This is a genomic window from Sphingomonas sp. SRI_018 (genome assembly GCF_057586275.1).
Genome location: NZ_JBYCZO010000004.1, coordinates 145646 through 162662, shown reverse-complemented (window position 1 = coordinate 162662; position 17017 = coordinate 145646). Strand labels below are relative to the sequence as shown.

At 68.4% G+C, this 17017-nt stretch carries 14 protein-coding genes and 1 tRNA gene; 4 read left to right on the top strand and 11 right to left on the bottom strand.

Annotation, left to right across the window (positions count from 1 at the left end; all coding sequences use genetic code 11):
* Positions 1-4: 4 nt before the first annotated feature.
* Positions 5-1597, bottom strand: coding sequence for a sodium/sugar symporter (locus AC2YHA_RS17550; RefSeq protein ID WP_233785001.1), 1593 nt, complete (start codon positions 1595-1597; stop codon positions 5-7).
* 158 nt (positions 1598-1755) lie between these two features.
* Between AC2YHA_RS17550 and AC2YHA_RS17545 the strand changes: the two genes are divergently transcribed.
* Positions 1756-2490, top strand: coding sequence for a FadR/GntR family transcriptional regulator (locus AC2YHA_RS17545; protein ID WP_233785000.1), 735 nt, complete (start codon positions 1756-1758; stop codon positions 2488-2490).
* A gap of 1 nt (position 2491) precedes the next feature.
* Here the strand turns inward: AC2YHA_RS17545 and AC2YHA_RS17540 are convergent, their stop codons facing one another.
* Positions 2492-3640 carry an aldose epimerase family protein gene (locus tag AC2YHA_RS17540; RefSeq protein WP_487402648.1) on the bottom strand — a complete coding sequence of 383 codons (1149 nt, stop codon included), beginning with the start codon at positions 3638-3640 and terminating at the stop codon, positions 2492-2494.
* A gap of 114 nt (positions 3641-3754) precedes the next feature.
* Between AC2YHA_RS17540 and AC2YHA_RS17535 the strand changes: the two genes are divergently transcribed.
* On the top strand, positions 3755-4690 hold the full coding sequence (locus tag AC2YHA_RS17535; RefSeq protein WP_487402647.1) for a Gfo/Idh/MocA family protein: 936 nt from the start codon (positions 3755-3757) through the stop codon (positions 4688-4690).
* Positions 4691-4801: 111 nt separating this feature from the next.
* Here the strand turns inward: AC2YHA_RS17535 and AC2YHA_RS17530 are convergent, their stop codons facing one another.
* Positions 4802-5656: an SMP-30/gluconolactonase/LRE family protein gene (locus tag AC2YHA_RS17530; protein WP_487402646.1), complete on the bottom strand. Its 855-nt coding sequence runs from the start codon at positions 5654-5656 to the stop codon at positions 4802-4804.
* A 62-nt stretch (positions 5657-5718) separates the two neighbouring features.
* Positions 5719-5809, bottom strand: a tRNA-Ser gene (locus tag AC2YHA_RS17525).
* Positions 5810-5888: 79 nt separating this feature from the next.
* On the opposite strand from AC2YHA_RS17525, the gene AC2YHA_RS17520 reads away from it, so the two are divergent.
* Positions 5889-6734, top strand: coding sequence for a peptidylprolyl isomerase (locus AC2YHA_RS17520; RefSeq protein WP_487402645.1), 846 nt, complete (start codon positions 5889-5891; stop codon positions 6732-6734).
* Between the two features lie 128 nt (positions 6735-6862).
* Here AC2YHA_RS17520 and AC2YHA_RS17515 read toward each other — a convergent pair whose 3' ends face one another.
* The 4 genes from AC2YHA_RS17515 to AC2YHA_RS17500 are packed head-to-tail and all read right to left on the bottom strand — an operon-like array spanning position 6863 to position 10343.
* Positions 6863-7447, bottom strand: a complete 585-nt coding sequence (locus tag AC2YHA_RS17515; RefSeq protein WP_233784970.1) for an ABC-type transport auxiliary lipoprotein family protein — start codon at positions 7445-7447, stop codon at positions 6863-6865.
* Complete coding sequence (locus tag AC2YHA_RS17510) at positions 7444-8424, bottom strand: MlaD family protein (RefSeq protein WP_487402644.1); 981 nt, start codon at positions 8422-8424, stop codon at positions 7444-7446. The genes AC2YHA_RS17515 and AC2YHA_RS17510 overlap by 4 nt, the downstream gene beginning before the upstream one ends.
* Before the next feature lie 9 nt (positions 8425-8433).
* Positions 8434-9237, bottom strand: coding sequence for an ABC transporter ATP-binding protein (locus AC2YHA_RS17505; protein ID WP_233784968.1), 804 nt, complete (start codon positions 9235-9237; stop codon positions 8434-8436).
* Entirely contained in the window at positions 9237-10343 is a 1107-nt protein-coding gene (locus tag AC2YHA_RS17500) for an ABC transporter permease (protein ID WP_487402643.1), read from the bottom strand. Before AC2YHA_RS17500 ends, AC2YHA_RS17505 begins: the two co-directional genes overlap by 1 nt.
* Positions 10344-10405: 62 nt before the next feature.
* Here AC2YHA_RS17500 and AC2YHA_RS17495 point away from each other — a divergent pair, with 62 nt between their 5' ends.
* Entirely contained in the window at positions 10406-11080 is a 675-nt protein-coding gene (locus AC2YHA_RS17495) for an HAD family hydrolase (RefSeq protein ID WP_487402642.1), read from the top strand.
* Positions 11081-11199: 119 nt separating this feature from the next.
* Here AC2YHA_RS17495 and AC2YHA_RS17490 read toward each other — a convergent pair whose 3' ends face one another.
* From AC2YHA_RS17490 to AC2YHA_RS17480, 3 genes are all read right to left on the bottom strand, one after another.
* On the bottom strand, positions 11200-12408 hold the full coding sequence (locus AC2YHA_RS17490; RefSeq protein ID WP_487402666.1) for a DUF445 domain-containing protein: 1209 nt from the start codon (positions 12406-12408) through the stop codon (positions 11200-11202).
* 242 nt (positions 12409-12650) lie between these two features.
* Complete coding sequence (locus AC2YHA_RS17485) at positions 12651-15809, bottom strand: efflux RND transporter permease subunit (protein ID WP_233784965.1); 3159 nt, start codon at positions 15807-15809, stop codon at positions 12651-12653.
* Positions 15806-17011, bottom strand: a complete 1206-nt coding sequence (locus AC2YHA_RS17480; protein WP_233784964.1) for an efflux RND transporter periplasmic adaptor subunit — start codon at positions 17009-17011, stop codon at positions 15806-15808. Before AC2YHA_RS17480 ends, AC2YHA_RS17485 begins: the two co-directional genes overlap by 4 nt.
* Positions 17012-17017: the final 6 nt, after the last annotated feature.

Below are 17017 nucleotides of genomic sequence, written 5' to 3'. Positions count from 1 at the left end.
CGGATCACCACCAGGTCGCGTAGAGCGCGACCAGGATCAGGACCACGCCGATCGCCCCGATATTGAATCCGGTCGAGGTTGCATAGCGCACGTCGCCGGTCTCGATCGTATCGGTGCCGGGCTTTTGCGGCGTGACCAGCGACAGCACCACCGCGAGCGCGAGCGCGATCAGGAATACGACGCCCATCCGGTCCATGAACGGCAGCGACGCCCATTGATATTTGAACACCGCCGACAGCACCACCGACGCCACCGCCGCGGCGATCGCGCCGACCTCGTTCGCGCGCTTCCAGAACAGGCCGAGCAGGAAGATCACGGTGATGCCCGGCGTGAAGAAGCCGGTGAACTCCTGGATGAACTGGAACGCCTGCTCCGATGCGCCGACCAGCGGGCGCGCGGTGAGGATGGCGATGGCGATCGCCGCGGCTGCGGTGATGCGGCCGACCAGCACCAGGTGCCGCTCCTCGCGCGCCTTGCCCTCCGAATCCTCGGCGGCGGTGCGCACGCCGCGGAACTTGGCATAGACGTCGAGGGTGAAGATCGTCGCGATCGAATTGATCTTGGATGCGGTCGAGGCGATGATCGCCGCGATCAGCGCCGCGAAGACCAGGCCGAGCAGCCCGGTCGGCAGCAGCCGCATCATCGTCGGATAGGCCTCGTCCGGCTTCGACAGATCGGGCGCGAGCAGCACCGCGGCGATACCCGGCAGCACGATGATCAGCGGCATCAGCAGCTTGAGGAAGGCGGCGAACAACACGCCCTTCTGCGCCTCGTTGATGTTCTTGGCCGCGAGCGCGCGCTGGATGATGTACTGGTTGAAGCCCCAGTAGCTGAGGTTGGCGATCCACATGCCGCCGATCAGCACCGACAGGCCCGGCAGGTCCATGTAATGCGGATCGCCGGGCTTCAGGATCATGTGGAAATGATCGGGCGCGGTGGTCACGAGCTTGTGCCAGCCCGCGAACAGGTCGCCGTTGCCGATCTCGCTTAGGGTCAGATAGGCGACGACCAGGCCGCCGAGCACCAGCAGCGTCACCTGGACGATATCGGTCAGCGCCACCGCCTTGAGCCCGCCGCGCAGCTGATAGAGCAGCGCGAAGGCGCCGAGCACGACCAGCGCGACGTTCTGGTCGATGCCGGCGACCTTGGTCACCGCGATCGAGCCGAGCCAGATGATCGAGGTGAGGTTCACGAACACGTAGAGCGCAAGCCAGAACCACGCCATCAGGCTGCGGATCGTGCGTCCGTACCGCCGCTCTAGGAACTGCGGCATGGTGTAGATTTCGTTCCTGAGGAAGATCGGCAGGAAGAACTTGCCGACGATCAGCAGCGTCGCCGCCGCCATCCACTCATAGGAGGCGATGGCGAGCCCGATCGCATAGCCCGATCCGGACATGCCGACGATCTGCTCGGCGGAGATGTTCGCCGCGATCAGCGAGGCGCCGATCGCCCACCACGGCAGGTTCTTGGACGCGAGGAAATAGTCGGAGGTGTCCTTGGCGTGCCCCGCCTTTTCGCGCGATACCCATTGCGCCAGGCCGAAGATGCCGATCGCATAAGCGATCACGACGATGACATCGATGGTCGACAGCCCCATACATGCTCTCCCCGCCCCGTTCCGGCGGCACTATCCGCCGTTGTTCGCGCCTATCCGGTTCATTTATCTGATTTATGGGACTTGTCCAGCGCCACGCAACGGCTAACCTAGGCGATGAACAGGGCGGCCGATAGGCCTCAGATGAGGACGAAGAGGGGATGGCGACTTCCTACACCGATCCGGAGGCCGCCGACGGGCGGGCGGCGCTCGGGCGCAACCTGACCTACGGCATGCTTGACAGCCTGGGACGGGCCATCGTCACCGGCCATTACGAGGGCAAGACCTTCCCGACCGAGGCCGAGCTCGCCAAGCAACACGGCGTCAGCCGTTCGGTAACGCGTGAGGCGGTGAAGATGCTGACCGCCAAGGGGCTGCTCAGCGCGCGGCCGCGTCAGGGGACGGTGATCCAGCCGGCGAGCTCGTGGAACCTGTTCGACACCGACGTGCTGCGCTGGCTGCTCGAGCGCAAATTCTCGGTCGACCTGCTGCGCCAGTTCAACCAGCTCCGCGCCGGGATCGAGCCGGAGGCGGCCGCGCTGGCGGCGCGTTTCGGCAGCGACGAGGATTTCGCGCGGATCACCGCCGGACTCGCGCGGATGGAAGCGGCGGAGAAGGGACTCGACGACACGCTCGACGCGGACATCGCTTTCCACGTCGCGGTGCTGCGCGCGTCGCAGAACCCCTTCTACACCCAGTTCCGCGACGTGGTGGCGACGGCGCTGCGCACCTCGATCCGCTTCACCAACCGCATCAAGGGCCGCAGCGCGAGCGTGGCCGATCACGCTGCGGTCAAGGACGCGATCCTGGCGCGCGATTCCGAGGGCGCCCGCGCGGCGATGCGGCGGATCATCGGCGACGTGCTTGAGCTGATCGAGACGGCCGAGGGGGACTGAGCTACTTGGCGCCGTCGCCGACGGTGAAGCGATAGGTCATGACGTTGCGATAGGTTTCGCCGGGCTTGAGCATCGCCGATCCGAACTTCGGCTGGTTGGGCGTGTCGGGGAAGATCTGCGGCTCCATCACGAAGGCGTCGCCCTCGCGGTAGATGCGGCGCGCCTTGCCGGAGCTGGTGCCGTCGAGGAAATTGCCCGAATAGAACTGCAGCCCCGGCTGGTTCGACCACAGCTCGAAGCCACGACCCGAGCTCGGGTCGTGGGCGCGCGCCATCAGGTGGAGGTCGGACGTAACGGTCTTCCCCACCACCCAATTATGGTCATAGCCGCGTCCGAACACGATCTGCTGGTCGCTCGCATCGCGGACACGCTCGCCGATCGCGTGCGGCGTGCGGAAGTCGAACACGGTACCGGCGACGGAGCGGAACTCGCCGGTCGGGATCGCGCCCGAATCGGTCGGGAGATAGGTGTCGGCCGGAATGGTGACGAGCGTCCCCATCGCGCCGTTCGCCGAGCCCTCGCCCGACAGGTTCCAATAGGCGTGGTTGGTGATGTTGGCGATCGTCGGCTTGTCGGTGGTCGCGCGATACTCGATCGTCAGCGCGTTGCTCTCGTCGAGCGAATAGATCGCGTCGACCGTCATCGTCCCGGGATAGCCCTGGTCGCCGTCGGGGCTCACGTAGCGCAGCGTGACCGATGCGGTGGGACCGGACGTCACCGACGCCACGGTCCACAACACCTTGTCGAAGCCGGTCTTGCCGCCGTGGAGCGAGTTGGCGCCGTCGTTGACCGGCGCCTGGTAGCTCTGTCCACCGATGCTGTAGCGGCCGGCGGCGATGCGGTTGGCGAAACGGCCGACGGTGCCGCCGAAATACTGCGGCTTGGAAAGATAGAGGTCGATCGTCGGATAGCCGAGTGTGATGTCCGCCGGCTTGCCCGCGCGGTCAGGGAGCACCAGCGACTGCAGCGCCGCACCATAGGCGATGACCATCGCCGACACGCCCTTTCCGTTGCTGAGCGTGACCGACGGCACCTCGCGCCCGTCGGGAAGCTTGCCGAAGCTGCCGCGCCTCGCGGTCGCGGCCTCGGCCGGCACTGCTAGCACCACGGCAATCGCAGCGGCCGCCATGAGCGTGATCCTGCCTGTCATCCTCTCGTCCCTTTTCCCTGATCCGGTCGCACCGCCCTTGCCGTCCGGCGGCGCCGTTGGTAGCACCATTGGCGGGGATAGAAGCAGATATATCTTATAAAAGGAAGGTGGAGAATGGCGACTGCGGGCGGGGCGATCAGGCTGGGCCTGGTCGGAATTGGCAAGATCGCGCGCGACCAGCATCTTCCCGCGATCGCCGCCGATCCGCGCTTCGCTCTGGTCGCGACCGCCAGCCGCCATGCCCATGTGGAAGGCATCCCGGCGCACCACGACATCGCCGAGCTGATCGCTGCCGGCCATGCGCTCGACGCGGTGTCGTTCTGCACGCCCCCGGCCGGACGCCACGACATCGCCGCGCAGGCGATCGCGGCGGGGCTGCACGTCATGCTGGAGAAGCCGCCGGCAGCCACCGTTTCCGAGATCAACGATCTCGCCCGCCAGGCCAAGGCCAAGGGCGTGACGCTGTTCGCGACCTGGCATTCGCGCGAAGCCGCCGGTGTCGCGCCGGCACGCGCGTGGCTCGCCGGCAAGCGCATCGACGCCGTACGGGTGACGTGGAAGGAGGATATCCGCCGCTGGCATCCGGGCCAGGAATGGATCATGACCGCGGGCGGCTTCGGGGTGTTCGATCCGGGCATCAACGCGCTGTCGATCGTCACCGCGATCCTGCCCGAGCCGGTGCTGCTCGATTCGGCGCGGCTCGCGACGCCGGAGGGACGCGACACCCCGATCGCCGCCAGCCTGGCAATGCGGTCGGGCAAGGCATCGGTAACGGCGGAGTTCGACTTCCTCCAGACCGGCCCACAGACCTGGGACATCGAGGTCGATACCGACGCGGGCACGCTGCGCCTGTCGATGGGCGGCAGCATCCTGGCGCTGCCGGGCGAGGCACCGCGCGAGGCGCCCGACCGCGAATATTCCGGCCTTTATGCGCGCTTCGCCGAGCTGATCGCGAAGGGTAAAAGCGATGTCGACCCGCGCCCGCTCGAGCTGGTCGCCGATGCCTTCCTGTCGGCGGAGCGGGAGACGGTGGCGCCCTTCGCCTTCTAGGCGTCAGTGCTCCTGCGAAGGCAGGAGCCTTGGCCACGAGCGATACGGGTGATCCAGGGCTCCTGCCTTCGCAGGAGCACATCGCCTCAACTTAAAACGGGCAGACTCTGATCAGCGCACGACGTTGGGCGGCAGGCCCGGCGCCGGCGCCTCGAACGCGAACAGCCCGCCCGCGAGCGGCTGCGCCGCCAGCGCGTCGGCGCTGAGGCCGACGCTGGCGGTGGTGACATAGCCGGTGCGAAGGTCCGGGCCGCCAAACGCCACTTTGGTCACTTGCGCGCACGGTAGAGCGACCGTGGCGATCAGCTCGCCCTCCGACGAATAGCGCCGCACGCCCCAGCCGCCCCACAGTGCCACCCACAGGCAGCCTTCGGCGTCGCAGGTGACGCCGTCGGGATGGCCGTCGTCCGGCGCGATGGTGACGAAGAGCTCGCCATTCTCCAGCCGGTCGGGATCGCCGCCGATATCGTAGCGCCAGACCTGCCCGGCGAGCGTATCGACATGGTAGAGCCAGCGCCCGTCGGGGCTCACCGCCGGGCCATTGGTGATGGTGCAGGCGCAACCCATCTCGGTCAGCGTGCCGTCGAACCGGTAGACGCGGCCGCTGGGATCGCGCTCGCCGTCGTCCATCGTGCCGAACCACAGCCGCCCCTCGGGATCGACGGTCGCGTCATTGGTGCGGTTGCCGACGGGCATCGGGATCGTGGCCAGCCGCTCGACCACCGCGCCGCCCTCGAACCGCACCAGTTCGCGGCCCGTCCCCAGGATCAGACCGCCGGCCGCAGCCGGCACCGCGAAGCTCGGGCGATTGTCGACATGGAAGGTCTCGCGCTCACCGCTCTCCGGCACGAAGCGATGCAGCCGGTCCTGCTTGATGTCGACGAACCACAGCGCCTCGTCGGCGGGGAGCCAGATCGGCCCCTCCCCGAGCAGCGCCGATACCGACCAGACGAGGTTCGCTTGCATCTCTCCAATTCGCTCCCTAGGCGGCGCGGGCGCCGATTGACCCATATGTTATCGGAAAGCTGTGGCGGAGCGGGAGGGATTCGAACCCTCGATACGGTTTTGCCGTATACTCACTTTCCAGGCGAGCGCCTTCGACCACTCGGCCACCGCTCCGCGAGCGAAGCGCCCTAAGGGACGCGCGGCCGCGAGGCAAGCGATTGCGCGACCTTCGCGTGCGTGCGACGTTCCGGCCATGCTGATGCCGATCCTCGCCGCGCTGCTCGCGCAAGCCGCCCCTGCCACGCCGCCCAAGCCCTATGATCCCGCACCCGAGGATTGGCGGGCGATTCCCGACGACGAGATCATGGTGATCACGCTCACCGGCAACCGCACCGTCGCGGTCCGGCTCGCGCCGCGGTTCGCGCCCGAGCACGTCGCCAACATCAAGCGGTTGATCGCCGCGCGCTGGTGGGACGGCGAGAGCGTCTATCGCGTGCAGGAGAACTGGGTGGCTCAGTGGGGCGATCCCACCGAGAAGAAGGCGCTGCCGGCGGACGTCGTGCCCTCGCCCGTCGCCGAGTTCGAGATCGGCGCGTTCGAGGCGGCGCAGCGGATGGGGAAGGCCGACGCCTATTCGTCGGCCTCGGGCTTCACCGCGGACGGCTGGCCGATCGCGACCGACGGCAGGAAGGCGTGGCTGACGCATTGCTACGGCTCGGTCGGCGTGGCACGCGACGCGCTGCCCAACACCGGCAGCGGATCGGAGCTGTTCACGCCGATCGGCCAGTCGGCGCGCCGGCTCGACCGCAACTACACGGTGGTGGGGCGAATCATCGAGGGAATGGCCAACCTGTCGTCGCTGCCCCGGAGTGAGGCGCCGATGGGGGTCTATGCCACGGCAGCCGAGCGCACCGGCATCGTCAGCGTGCGCCTGGCGAGTGAGCTGCCGGCCGCCGAGCGGCCGCATTTCCAGTATCGGGCGACGGATAACGCTCGCTTCGCCGCCTACATCAAATCGCGCGAGACGCCGGAGCCGCCGACGGTGCCGGTCGGCGCCAATGTCTGTGATCTGGCAATCGGCGTGCGCCGGGCGCCGTAGGCGAAGAACCAGCATTCGTCACCCCGGCGAAGGCCGGGGTCCACTGTGCCGCAATCGTCGTACAAGAGGTTCGAGTATCGGGCTGGAGGCTTGGTGGGACCCCGGCCTTCGCCGGGGTGACGTTAGATTCAGCGCCCCACCCAGTCGGCGACCTCGGTCGCGACCTGATTGGCCGCCTGATTGAGCGCCACGCCCACCGGCCCCGGCTCGATCGCGCTCGCCGGGACCCGCGCCTCGAAGCGGCGCTTCTCCAGCTTGCCGCCCTGCTCGCGGATCAGGCTGGCGTCGTAGATCACCACCGCCTGGTTGCCCGCAGCATCGATGCCAAAGCTCCTGAGCTCGCCGCCGAGGGTGGCGCCGGGATTGGAAAACGCCTGCCGCCCCGACACCACCATCCGCCCGGTGCGCGCGATCAGCGTATCGGACAGCAGGCGCGCGAACAGCCGCGCGGGCGGCTCCACCCAGACGGCATCCTTGACATAGGCGATGCTGGTGTCGGTCGCGCGGACCGGCACGCGCTGCGTCGCGATCTCCTGCGGCGCGGACGGCACCACGACCGCGACCGGCGTGCCGCTGCCCGGCACCGCGCCGGCCGGCAGCGCCGCCTGGGTATTGAGCGTCAGCAGCGACGGCGGCGGTTCGGCGCCGAAGCGGATGCAGCCCGCGACGGCGGCGACCAGCGGCAGCAGGGCGAGGATCGCGAGCTTCTTCATTGGCGCTCTCCCTTCCGGGGCTTGTAATCGGGCAGCTTGGGCGAGCCGACCAGCGAGCTGGCACCGCCCTGGTCGATCTTCTCGGCGACGTGCGAGAGCGACGCGGACATCACGCGCAGATCCTGGATGAGCTGGTTGATCTCGGGCAGCGTGGTCTTGGAGAAGCCCTGGATCGCGGGTTTGGCATCGCCGATCGCGCCGTCGAGGCTCTCCATGCTGTGCTGGGCGGCGGCAACGGCCTTGTTGAGGTTGCCGACCACCGGCCGGATATCGTCGCGGAGCAGACCGTTGCTGGTCGCGGCGAGATCGCCGATCTTCTCCGCGGCGTCGCCCGCCTGCTGGATCGCGACGCGGGTCTGGGCGAGCGTCGCCGCGATCTCGGGCCCGCGATCGGCGAGCGCGTCGGTCAGGCGGTTGGTGTTGGCGAGAATGCCGGCGATCGATGCCTGGTTCTTGTCGGAGAGCAGCTCGGTCAGCCGCTCGGTCAAGGTCGTCAGCCGCTCGAGCAGTCGCGGCGCCGAGCTCAGCAGCGCACCGAGCCCGCCCTGCTTGGTCGGGATCACCGGCACGCCGAACGGGCAGGCCGCGGAGGCATCGCGGCTCGGGCAGCGGATCGGCGGCGCGCCCTTGACCGCGCCGTCGAGCTGAATCTGGCTGACCCCGGTGAAGCCGACGCCCTGGATGCTGGCGGTGGTGCCCTCCAGCACCGGCGTCTCCTCGTTCACGGTGATGCGCACGCGCACGAACTGCGGGTCGGGCTTGTAAAGCGCGATGTCCTTCACCTGGCCCGAAGGCACGCCGGAGAAGGCGACCGCCGAACCCTTGGCCAGCCCGTCGACCGACTGCTTGAAGAAGATGTCGTACTCCTTCGCCTCGGCGCTGCCCCACCGCGACAGCCAGACGGTGAACGCCGCCAGCATCAGCAGCAGGATCAGCGTCACGGCGCCGACCAGGACATGGTTGGATCGCGTTTCCATGGCCTTACCTCATCGTGCCGTCGCCCGTTCCCCGGCGCGCGCGACGCTCGCCGTCGCGGCGCGGCCGCGGGGGCCGTTGAAATATTCCTGGATCCAGGGGTGATCCAGGGCCAGCAGCTCGTCAATCGTGCCGACCGCGATCACCCTCTTGTCGGCCAGCACCGCGACGCGGTCGCAGATCGCGTAGAGCGTGTCGAGATCGTGCGTGATCAGGAAGACGGTGAGTCCCATCGTCTTCTGCAGCGAGCGAGTGAGATCGTCGAACGCGGCGGCGCCGATCGGGTCGAGCCCCGCGGTCGGCTCGTCGAGGAACAGCAGCTCCGGATCGAGCGCGAGCGCGCGGGCGAGGCCGGCGCGTTTCTTCATGCCGCCCGAGAGCTCGGCGGGAAACTTGGGGCCGGCGTCGGCGGGCAGGCCGGCCATCACCACCTTGTAGGCGGCGATCTCGGCCATCAGCACCGGGTCCATATCACCATGGAACTCGCGGATCGGCACCTGGACGTTCTCCGAGACGGTGAGCGTCGAGAACAAGGCGCCGCCCTGGAACAGCACGCCCCAGCGCTTGCGGATGTCGATCGTCTCGTTGTCGTCACGGCCGATGGTGGGCTCGCCGAACACCTCGACCTCGCCGGCGTCGGGGGTCTGCAGGCCGATGATCGAGCGCATCAGCACCGACTTGCCGGTGCCCGAGCCGCCGACCACGCCCAATATCTCGCCGCGGCGCACGTCGAGGTCGAGATTCTCGTGCACGACCTGCTCGCCGAAGCTGTTCCTGAGTCCGCGGACACGGACGACGATGTCCTCGTCGGCCATCAGATCCAGCCGATCCAGGTGAAGAACACGGCGAAGAAGGCGTCGAGCACGATCACCAGGAAGATCGCCTGCACCACGGCGGCGGTGGTGCGGGCGCCGACCTGTTCGGCGTCGCCTTCGACCTGCATCCCCTGGAAGCAGCCGGCGATGGCGATGATCGCGCCGAACACCGGCGCCTTGACCAGGCCGACGTAGAGGTCGGTGATCGGCACCACCTCGCGGATGCGCTGGACGAAGGTGACGGGCGGGATGTCGAGGCTGACCCAGCACAGCAGGCCGCCGCCGAGGATCGCGATCACCGAGGAATAGAAGCCGAGCAGCGGCATCATCAGCACCGCCGCCAGCGTGCGCGGCACCACCAGCGCCTCCATCGGCGACACGCCGATGGTGCGCATCGCGTCGATCTCCTCGGTCAGCTTCATCGTGCCGATCTGCGCGGCGAAGGCCGAGCCCGAGCGGCCGGCGACCATGATCGCGGTCATCAGCACGCCCAGTTCGCGCAGCGTGATGCGGCCGACCAGGTTGATCGTGAACACCTCGGCGCCGAACTGGCGCAGCTGCACCGCGCCCTGCTGGGCGATGACGATGCCGATCAGGAAGCTCATCAGCCCGATGATGCCGAGCGCGGTGACGCCGACCACCTCGAACCGCTGCACCGTCGCGTTGAAGCGAAAGCGCGAAGGATGGCGGATCAGCGTCAGGAACGCGAGCACGGTCGCGCCCATGAAGCCGAGCAGGCCGACCAGCGTCTTGGCCGCGGTGATGATCGCTTCGCCGACCTGCGCAATCACGCGGAGGAACGGCGGCAGCGGGCGCTCCGGCATCGCGATCGGCTGGTCGGCGTTCTCGACCTGGTCGAGCAGGTGCTTCCCGTCGGCGGAGAGCCCGTCGACGCTGGCGCCGCGATCGCGCGCGAAACGATGGATGACCCAGGCGCCGATCGTGTCGATGCGGTCGATGTCGGAGAGGTCGATCCGTTTCACCTCGCCCGTCAGCGCATTCAGCCGTTCGGGCACGTCGCCGAGGCACGCGAGCGACAGATTGCCGGAAAAGCGCAGCGTCCCGCCGTCGGCGGCATCCTCGACGAAGTCGGCCGGTGCGCTCATCGCGCCGTCCTTGCACTACATTCGGCTGGCGCCGCAAGGAGAAGGGTGCAAAGCGCGCCCTCATGCCGCATCGCATCGCCATCTACGACATGGACAAGACGATCACGCGCGATCCCACCTGGACACGCTTCCTGCGCTTCGCGGTGGCGCGCAGTGGGCGGTGGCGGACGGTGATGTGGCCGGCGGCGGGGCTGGCGACGCTCGCCTATGGCGCGCGGCTGATCGACCGCGCCGGCCTCAAGCAGGCGACGCAGCGCTGGATGCTGGGTCGGTCGCTGGCCACGGCGCAGGCGGAGGCGCTGGCGGAGGGTTTCGCCGACCAGCTCCTCGCGCGCGGCGTGCTCGACGGCGCGCGACGCCGGATCGCGGAGGATCGCGCTGCCGGCTACAGGCTGGTGATGGCGACCGCGTCCTATGCCTTCTACGTCGGCGCGATCGCCAAGCGGCTGGGCTTCGACGACGTGATCGCGACCGGCAGCGAGCGCGGCCCCGACGACGCGATCCTGCCGCGCATCGCCGGCGAGAATTGCTACGGCCCCGCCAAGCTGCGGATGATCGAGGCGTGGCTGGCGGCGCAGGGGATCGCGCGGGACGACGCCCATATCCGCTTCTACAGCGACCATCTCTCCGATGCGCCGGCGCTGGAATGGGCCGACGAGGCGTTCGCGGTGAATGCGCACAGTCCGCTCCGCATGTTGGCGGCGCAGCGGGGCTGGCCGATTCTGGATTGGCGCTAGCCCCTCGCCCCATCCGTCACCCCGGACTTGTTCCGGGGTCCACCCATCCCTGCATAGTGCCGTGCATTGTTGCACCGTGGATGCCGGAACAAGTCCGGCATGACAGGAGAGTGCGTAGATCACAGCGCCACATCCACCGTGTGGATCAGCACACCCACCAGACCACCGACGAGCGTGCCGTTGATGCGGATATACTGGAGGTCGCGGCCGACGGCATTCTCGAGCCGCCCGGTGATGGTACGCGCGTCCCAGCCGCGGATCGTGTCCGACACCAGCCGCACGATCGCGTCGCCATAGTCGGCCGCCGTGCCGACCGCAGCTCGGCGGGCGAAGCGGTTGATGGTGGCGGCCAGCTTCGCATCCTGCTGCAGCGTGGTGCCGAGCTGGCGCAGCGCCTCGCCGAAGCGGCCGGCGATCACCGCATCGGGATCGCGCGCGGCCTTGAGCATCGCCGCGCGCAACTGCTCCCACACGCCTTGCCACCAATCGGCGAGCGCGGGATTGTCGAGCAGCTCGTCCTTGAACGCCGCCACCCGCTCCTGCATCGCCGGATCGTGCTGGAGATCGTCGGCGAGCTTCGCCAGCCCCTCCTCCGCCTTCTCGCGCAGGGGATGGTCCGGGTTCTCGGCCATCTCGGTCACCAGCTTGGTGAGGCCGTCCAGGATCGCGTTGGCCAGCGTCGCGTCGAGCCCGGTCCAGCGCAGCACCGCGCCGGCGCGCTGGCGCACCATGTCGCGGACGATCGGCTCGTTCGCCTCGACCACGCGGCCCGCCCAGCGGATGATGCCGTCGAGCAGCGGCACATGGCGGTTGTCGGCGATCGCCGCGGCAAGCGCCTGCCCCAGCAGCGGCGCCACGTCGAGCGCGCGCAGCCGCCCCGCCAGCGCACTCCGCACCATGCCGCCCAATCGCTCCTGGTCGAGCGATTCGAGCACGTCGGCGGCGAGCCGGCTCGCGCCGCGCCGCAGCTTGCCCTCGCCCGAGGGCGAAGGATTGGCCAGCCAGCGCCCCGCCGCACCGGCGAGGTCGACCCGCTGCATCCGCCGCGCCACCACGCGCGGGATCAGGAAATTGTCGCGCAGGAACGCGGCGAGCGCGCCGGCGATGCGATCCTTGTTCCTGGGAATGATCGCCGTGTGCGGAATCGGCAGCCCGAGCGGATGGCGGAACAGCGCCGTCACCGCGAACCAGTCGGCGAGCCCGCCGACCATCGCCGCCTCGGCAAAGGCGCGGACGAAACCCATCGCCGGATGCACCGGCTGGAAATAGCGCGCGGCGAGATAGACGCCGGCCATCGCCACCAGCAGCCCGGTCGCGACCAGCCGCATCCGCCTCAGCGCAGGCGGCGCCGCGCTTCCGTTGAGGTTGAGAGCGCGCGGCGCGAGCGTCATGCCCGAAACAATCCCCGAAACCGGGGATTGTTCAAGCATCTCTTATAGTCTGTTTGGAAATGCGCCTGACGGCGCATTTCGGCGGCACCGGCCCGCTCCCCCACCCGGCCACCCATAAGATACTGCCGTTGGGTGGCCGAGTGGGGGAGCGGGCCGGTGCCGCCTTTACAAACAGACTCTCATTCCGCCGGCTGAATCTCGCCGTCGCCGGGCTTGTGCCCGATGCGTCCGCCCGGCTGATGCTCGATCACCGGCTTGCCGTCGTCGCCCGGACGATAGGTGAGCAGGCGGCGGCCGAGCTTCGGCCCGATCCAGCGCTCGATCCCCACCGCCAGGCTGAAGCTCGCCGGCACGATCACCAGCGTCAGCACGGTCGAGAGGATCAGGCCGCCGATCACCGTCGTGCCCATCGGCGCGCGCCACGACGAGTCGCCGGACAGCGACAGCGCGGTCGGCACCATGCCGGCGACCATCGCCACCGTGGTCATCACGATCGGCTGGGCGCGCTTGTGCCCGGCGTCGACCAGCGCGGTGAACATGTCGACGCCCTTGTTCATCTCCTCCAGCGCGAAGTCGATCAGCAGGATCGAGTTCTTGGCGACGATGCCGAACAGCATCAGCACGCCGATCAGCACCGGCATCGACAAGGGCTCCCCGACGATCGCCAGCGCGATCAGGCCGCCCAACGGCGCCAGCAGCAGCGAGCCCATGTTGACCAGCGGCGACATGAAGCTGCGGTAGAGCAGCACCAGCACCGCGAACACCAGGAACACGCCCGACGCCAGCGCGATCAGGAAGTTGGTGATCATCTCCGCCTGCCACTTGGCCTGGCCGACGGTGAGCTCGCCGACACCCACCGGCAGGTTCTTCATGATCGGCAGCGCGTGGATCTGCTTCATCACGTCGCCCGAGACATAGGGCTTGCCGGTCGCCGGGTTCTGGGCGAGGTCGGCGCCCACGATCAGGCGGCGCTGCAGGTTGAGACGCTCGATCTTGGTCGGGCCGGCGCCGAAGCCGATGTCGGCGACGACGCCGAGCGGCACCGAACCGCCGTTCTCGGTCGCCACCGGCAGGTTCTTGATCGTCGACAGCCGCGCCCGCGCGCTTTCCTGCAGCGCGACGCGGATCGGGATCTGGCGATCCGACAGCGAGAACTTCGCGCTGTTCTGATCGATGTCGCCGAGCGTCGCGATGCGGATCGCGTTGCTGAGCGCCGCCGTGGTCACGCCGAGATCGGCCGCCAGGTCGAGCCGCGGGCGGATCACGATCTCCGGCCGGTTGAGGTCACCGGCGATGCGCGGCGCCACCACCTGCTTCATGCCCGACATCTGGTTGACCAGCGTGAGCGCGGTCTGGGTCAAGAGCTTGGGATCCTCGCCGCCGAGCGTGATGGTGAGGTCGCGGCCGCTCGATCCCCAGCCGAACTGCGAGCGGAAGCCGACGCGCGCATCGGGGATCTTGAGCAGCTCGGGCGCCAGCCGGCGCTCGAACTGCGTGCTCTTCTCGTCGCGCTTCTTCTTGAGCATCGCGATCACGCGGCCGTTGCCGACGAAGGCGCGCTCATAGACGCTCTCGACGGCCGGCTCGCGGCGCAGCAGGTTGGCGACGCGCGTCACCACCGCCTGGGTCTGCTCGAGCGAGGTGCCCGGCACCATCTCGATCGTCGCGGTGACGTCGTCCTGGTCCTGCTCGGGCTGGAAGGTCATCGGGATCACGCCCGAGAAGGCGAGCCAGATGGTGAGCCCGAGCGCGATCATGCCCGCGACCACCGCCGACCAGCGGTGGCGCAGCGTCCAGCTGAGCAGCTTGAGGTAGCCGCCCATCACCGGTCCGCCGGCGTGCTCGGCATGGCCGTGCGCCTTGAGGAAATAGGCCGCGACCATCGGCGTCACCATGCGCGCGACCGCCAGGCTCATCAGCACCGACGCGACGACGGTGAGGCCGAAATTCTTGAAGAACTGGCCCGAGATGCCCGGCATCAGGCCGACCGGCAGGAACACCGCGACGATCGACATGGTGGTGGCGAGCACGGCGATGCCGATCTCGTCGGCGGCGTCGATCGAGGCCTGATAGGCCGACTTGCCCATGCGCATGTGGCGCACGATGTTCTCGATCTCGACGATCGCGTCGTCGACCAGCACGCCCGCGACCAGGCTGAGCGCGAGCAAGGTCATCTGGTTGAGCGTGAAGCCCATCAGGTCCATGAACCAGAAGCTCGGGATCGCCGACAGCGGGATCGCCAGCGCCGAGATGATCGTCGCGCGCCAGTCGCGCAGGAACAGCAGCACCACCAGCACCGCCAGCACCGCGCCCTCCACCATCGCCTCCATGGCGGTGTGGAACTGCTCCTCGGCGTATTTGCTCTGGTTGAACAGGAGCTCGAAATGGACCTTGGGATTGGTCTTCTCGAGCTCCTTCAGCTTCTTCTCGGCGGCGTGGAACACGGTGACGTCCGACGCGCCCTTGGCGCGCTGGATGTCGAACGAGATCACCTGGTTGCCGTTGAAGCGCGCAAAGCTCTTCTGCTCGGCGTAGAGGTCCTTGACGTCGGCGATGTCGGACAGGCGGATCGTGCGGCCGCCGCCCACTGCGATCTGGGTCTGGCCGAGCGTATAGGCATCCTTGGCGTTGCCGAGCACGCGCACCGCCTGCTCGAATCCGGAGATCTCCGCCTTGCCGCCCGCCGCGTCGAGATTCACCTGGCGAAGCTGCTGGTTCACCTGGCTGGCGGTGAGGCCATAGGACTGGAGCTTGTCGGGGTGGAGAATCACCCGGATCTCGCGGTCGACGCCGCCGTTGCGGTTCACCGCCGACATGCCGGAGATCGACAGCAGCTCCTTGCGCACCGTGTTGTCGATGTACCAGCTCAATTGCTCGACCGTCATGTCGGGCGCGAGCGCGGTGAAGCTGGCGACGTCATTGTCGCTCGACGTGTCGACGCGGCCGATCTGTGGCTCCAGGATGCCGTCGGGCAGGTTGCCGCGGATCTGCTGGATGGCGCTGCGCACGTCCTCGACCGCGCGGTCGACCGGCATGCCGATGTCGAGCTGGACGATCGTCTGCGACTGGCCCTCGGTCACCGTCGAGTTGATCTCGTCGATGCCCTGAAGGCTGCGCACCGCCGATTCGACCTGCTGCGTGATCTGCGTCTCGAGCTCGCTCGGCGCCGCGCCCGGCTGCGAGATCGAGATCCACACGATCGGGAAATCGATGTCCGGATCGTTGTTGACGTCCATCCGCCAGAAGCTGACCAGCCCGGCGATGGTGAGGAACAGGAAGAGGACGATCGGCGGAACAGGGTTCCGGATCGACCAGGCGGAGATGTTCCGGAAGCTCATGGTTTCGCCTGCTCCGCCTTCTTGAGGACCGGAATGACCTTCTGCCCCGGATTGAGGAACGCGCCGGCGGTCAGCACCACCCGCTCGGTGCCCGAAAGCCCGCTGGTGATGGCAATGCCCTCGTCCGAGACCTCGCCGGTGGTCACGTTGCGCCGTACCGCCTGATTCTTGTCGTCGATGATATAGACGAAATTGCCGGTGACGTCGCTCTGAACCGCCGACTGCGGCAGCAGCGGCGCCACCGCCGCGCCGGAGACGACCTGGACCGAGGCGAAGCCGCCCGGACGCAGCGCCGGATCATAGGCGAGCTCGATGCGGGCGATGCCCTGGCGCGTCTGCGGGTCGATCACCGGGGAAATCTGCCAGATGGTGCCGCGGAACACCTTGTCGGTGCCGACCGGGCGCACCTCGGCCGGGATGCCGACGTGGAGCCGCTGGATGTCGGCCTCGCTCAGCTGGGCGCGCATCTCCATCTTGCCGTCCATCGCCATGCGGAACAGCGTGCCGCTGCCGGAGCTGACGATCTGGCCCGGCTCGACCTGACGGGTGAGGATCAGGCCCGCGGTGGGCGCGCGGATGTCGAGCCGGTGGTTGCGCGCCAGCGCTTCCTTGTAGCTGGCCTCGGCCGCCCGGACGCGCGCGACCGCACCGTCGCGGGTCGCCGCCTTCTGATCGAGATCGGCCTTGGACACGAAGCCGTTGCTGACGAGCTGCTTGGCGCGATCATAATTGGACTGGGCGAGCTCGGCATCGGCGCGGGCGACGCGGATCTGCGCGGCGAGCGAATCGGCGGTCTGCACCTGCACCGAACGGTCGACCGTCGCCAGCACCTGGCCGGCGTTGACCCATTGGCCGGGCTCGACCAGCACGCGCGTCACGATGCCGCCCTCGCCGGCGACACCGACCGGCATGTCGCGCTTGGCGGCGAGGCTGCCGGTGCCGGCGATGACGTTGCGGATCGACGAGCGGCCCGGGACTGCGACCGTGACGGTCGGGATCTGGCTGTTGGCGGCGCCGGCCTTGCCCTTGGACGTTTCGGCAGCGCCGCCGCGCATGAACATCGCGGCCGCGGCGAGCACGACGACGATCGCGACGATCGCGGCGATGATCAGCCAGCGCCGCCGCCGCGGCGGCGCGACCTCGCCGGGCAAGGCCGCATAGCCGCCCGCTTCGCCGCCCACCATCTTCGTCTCGTAGTTCATATGCGC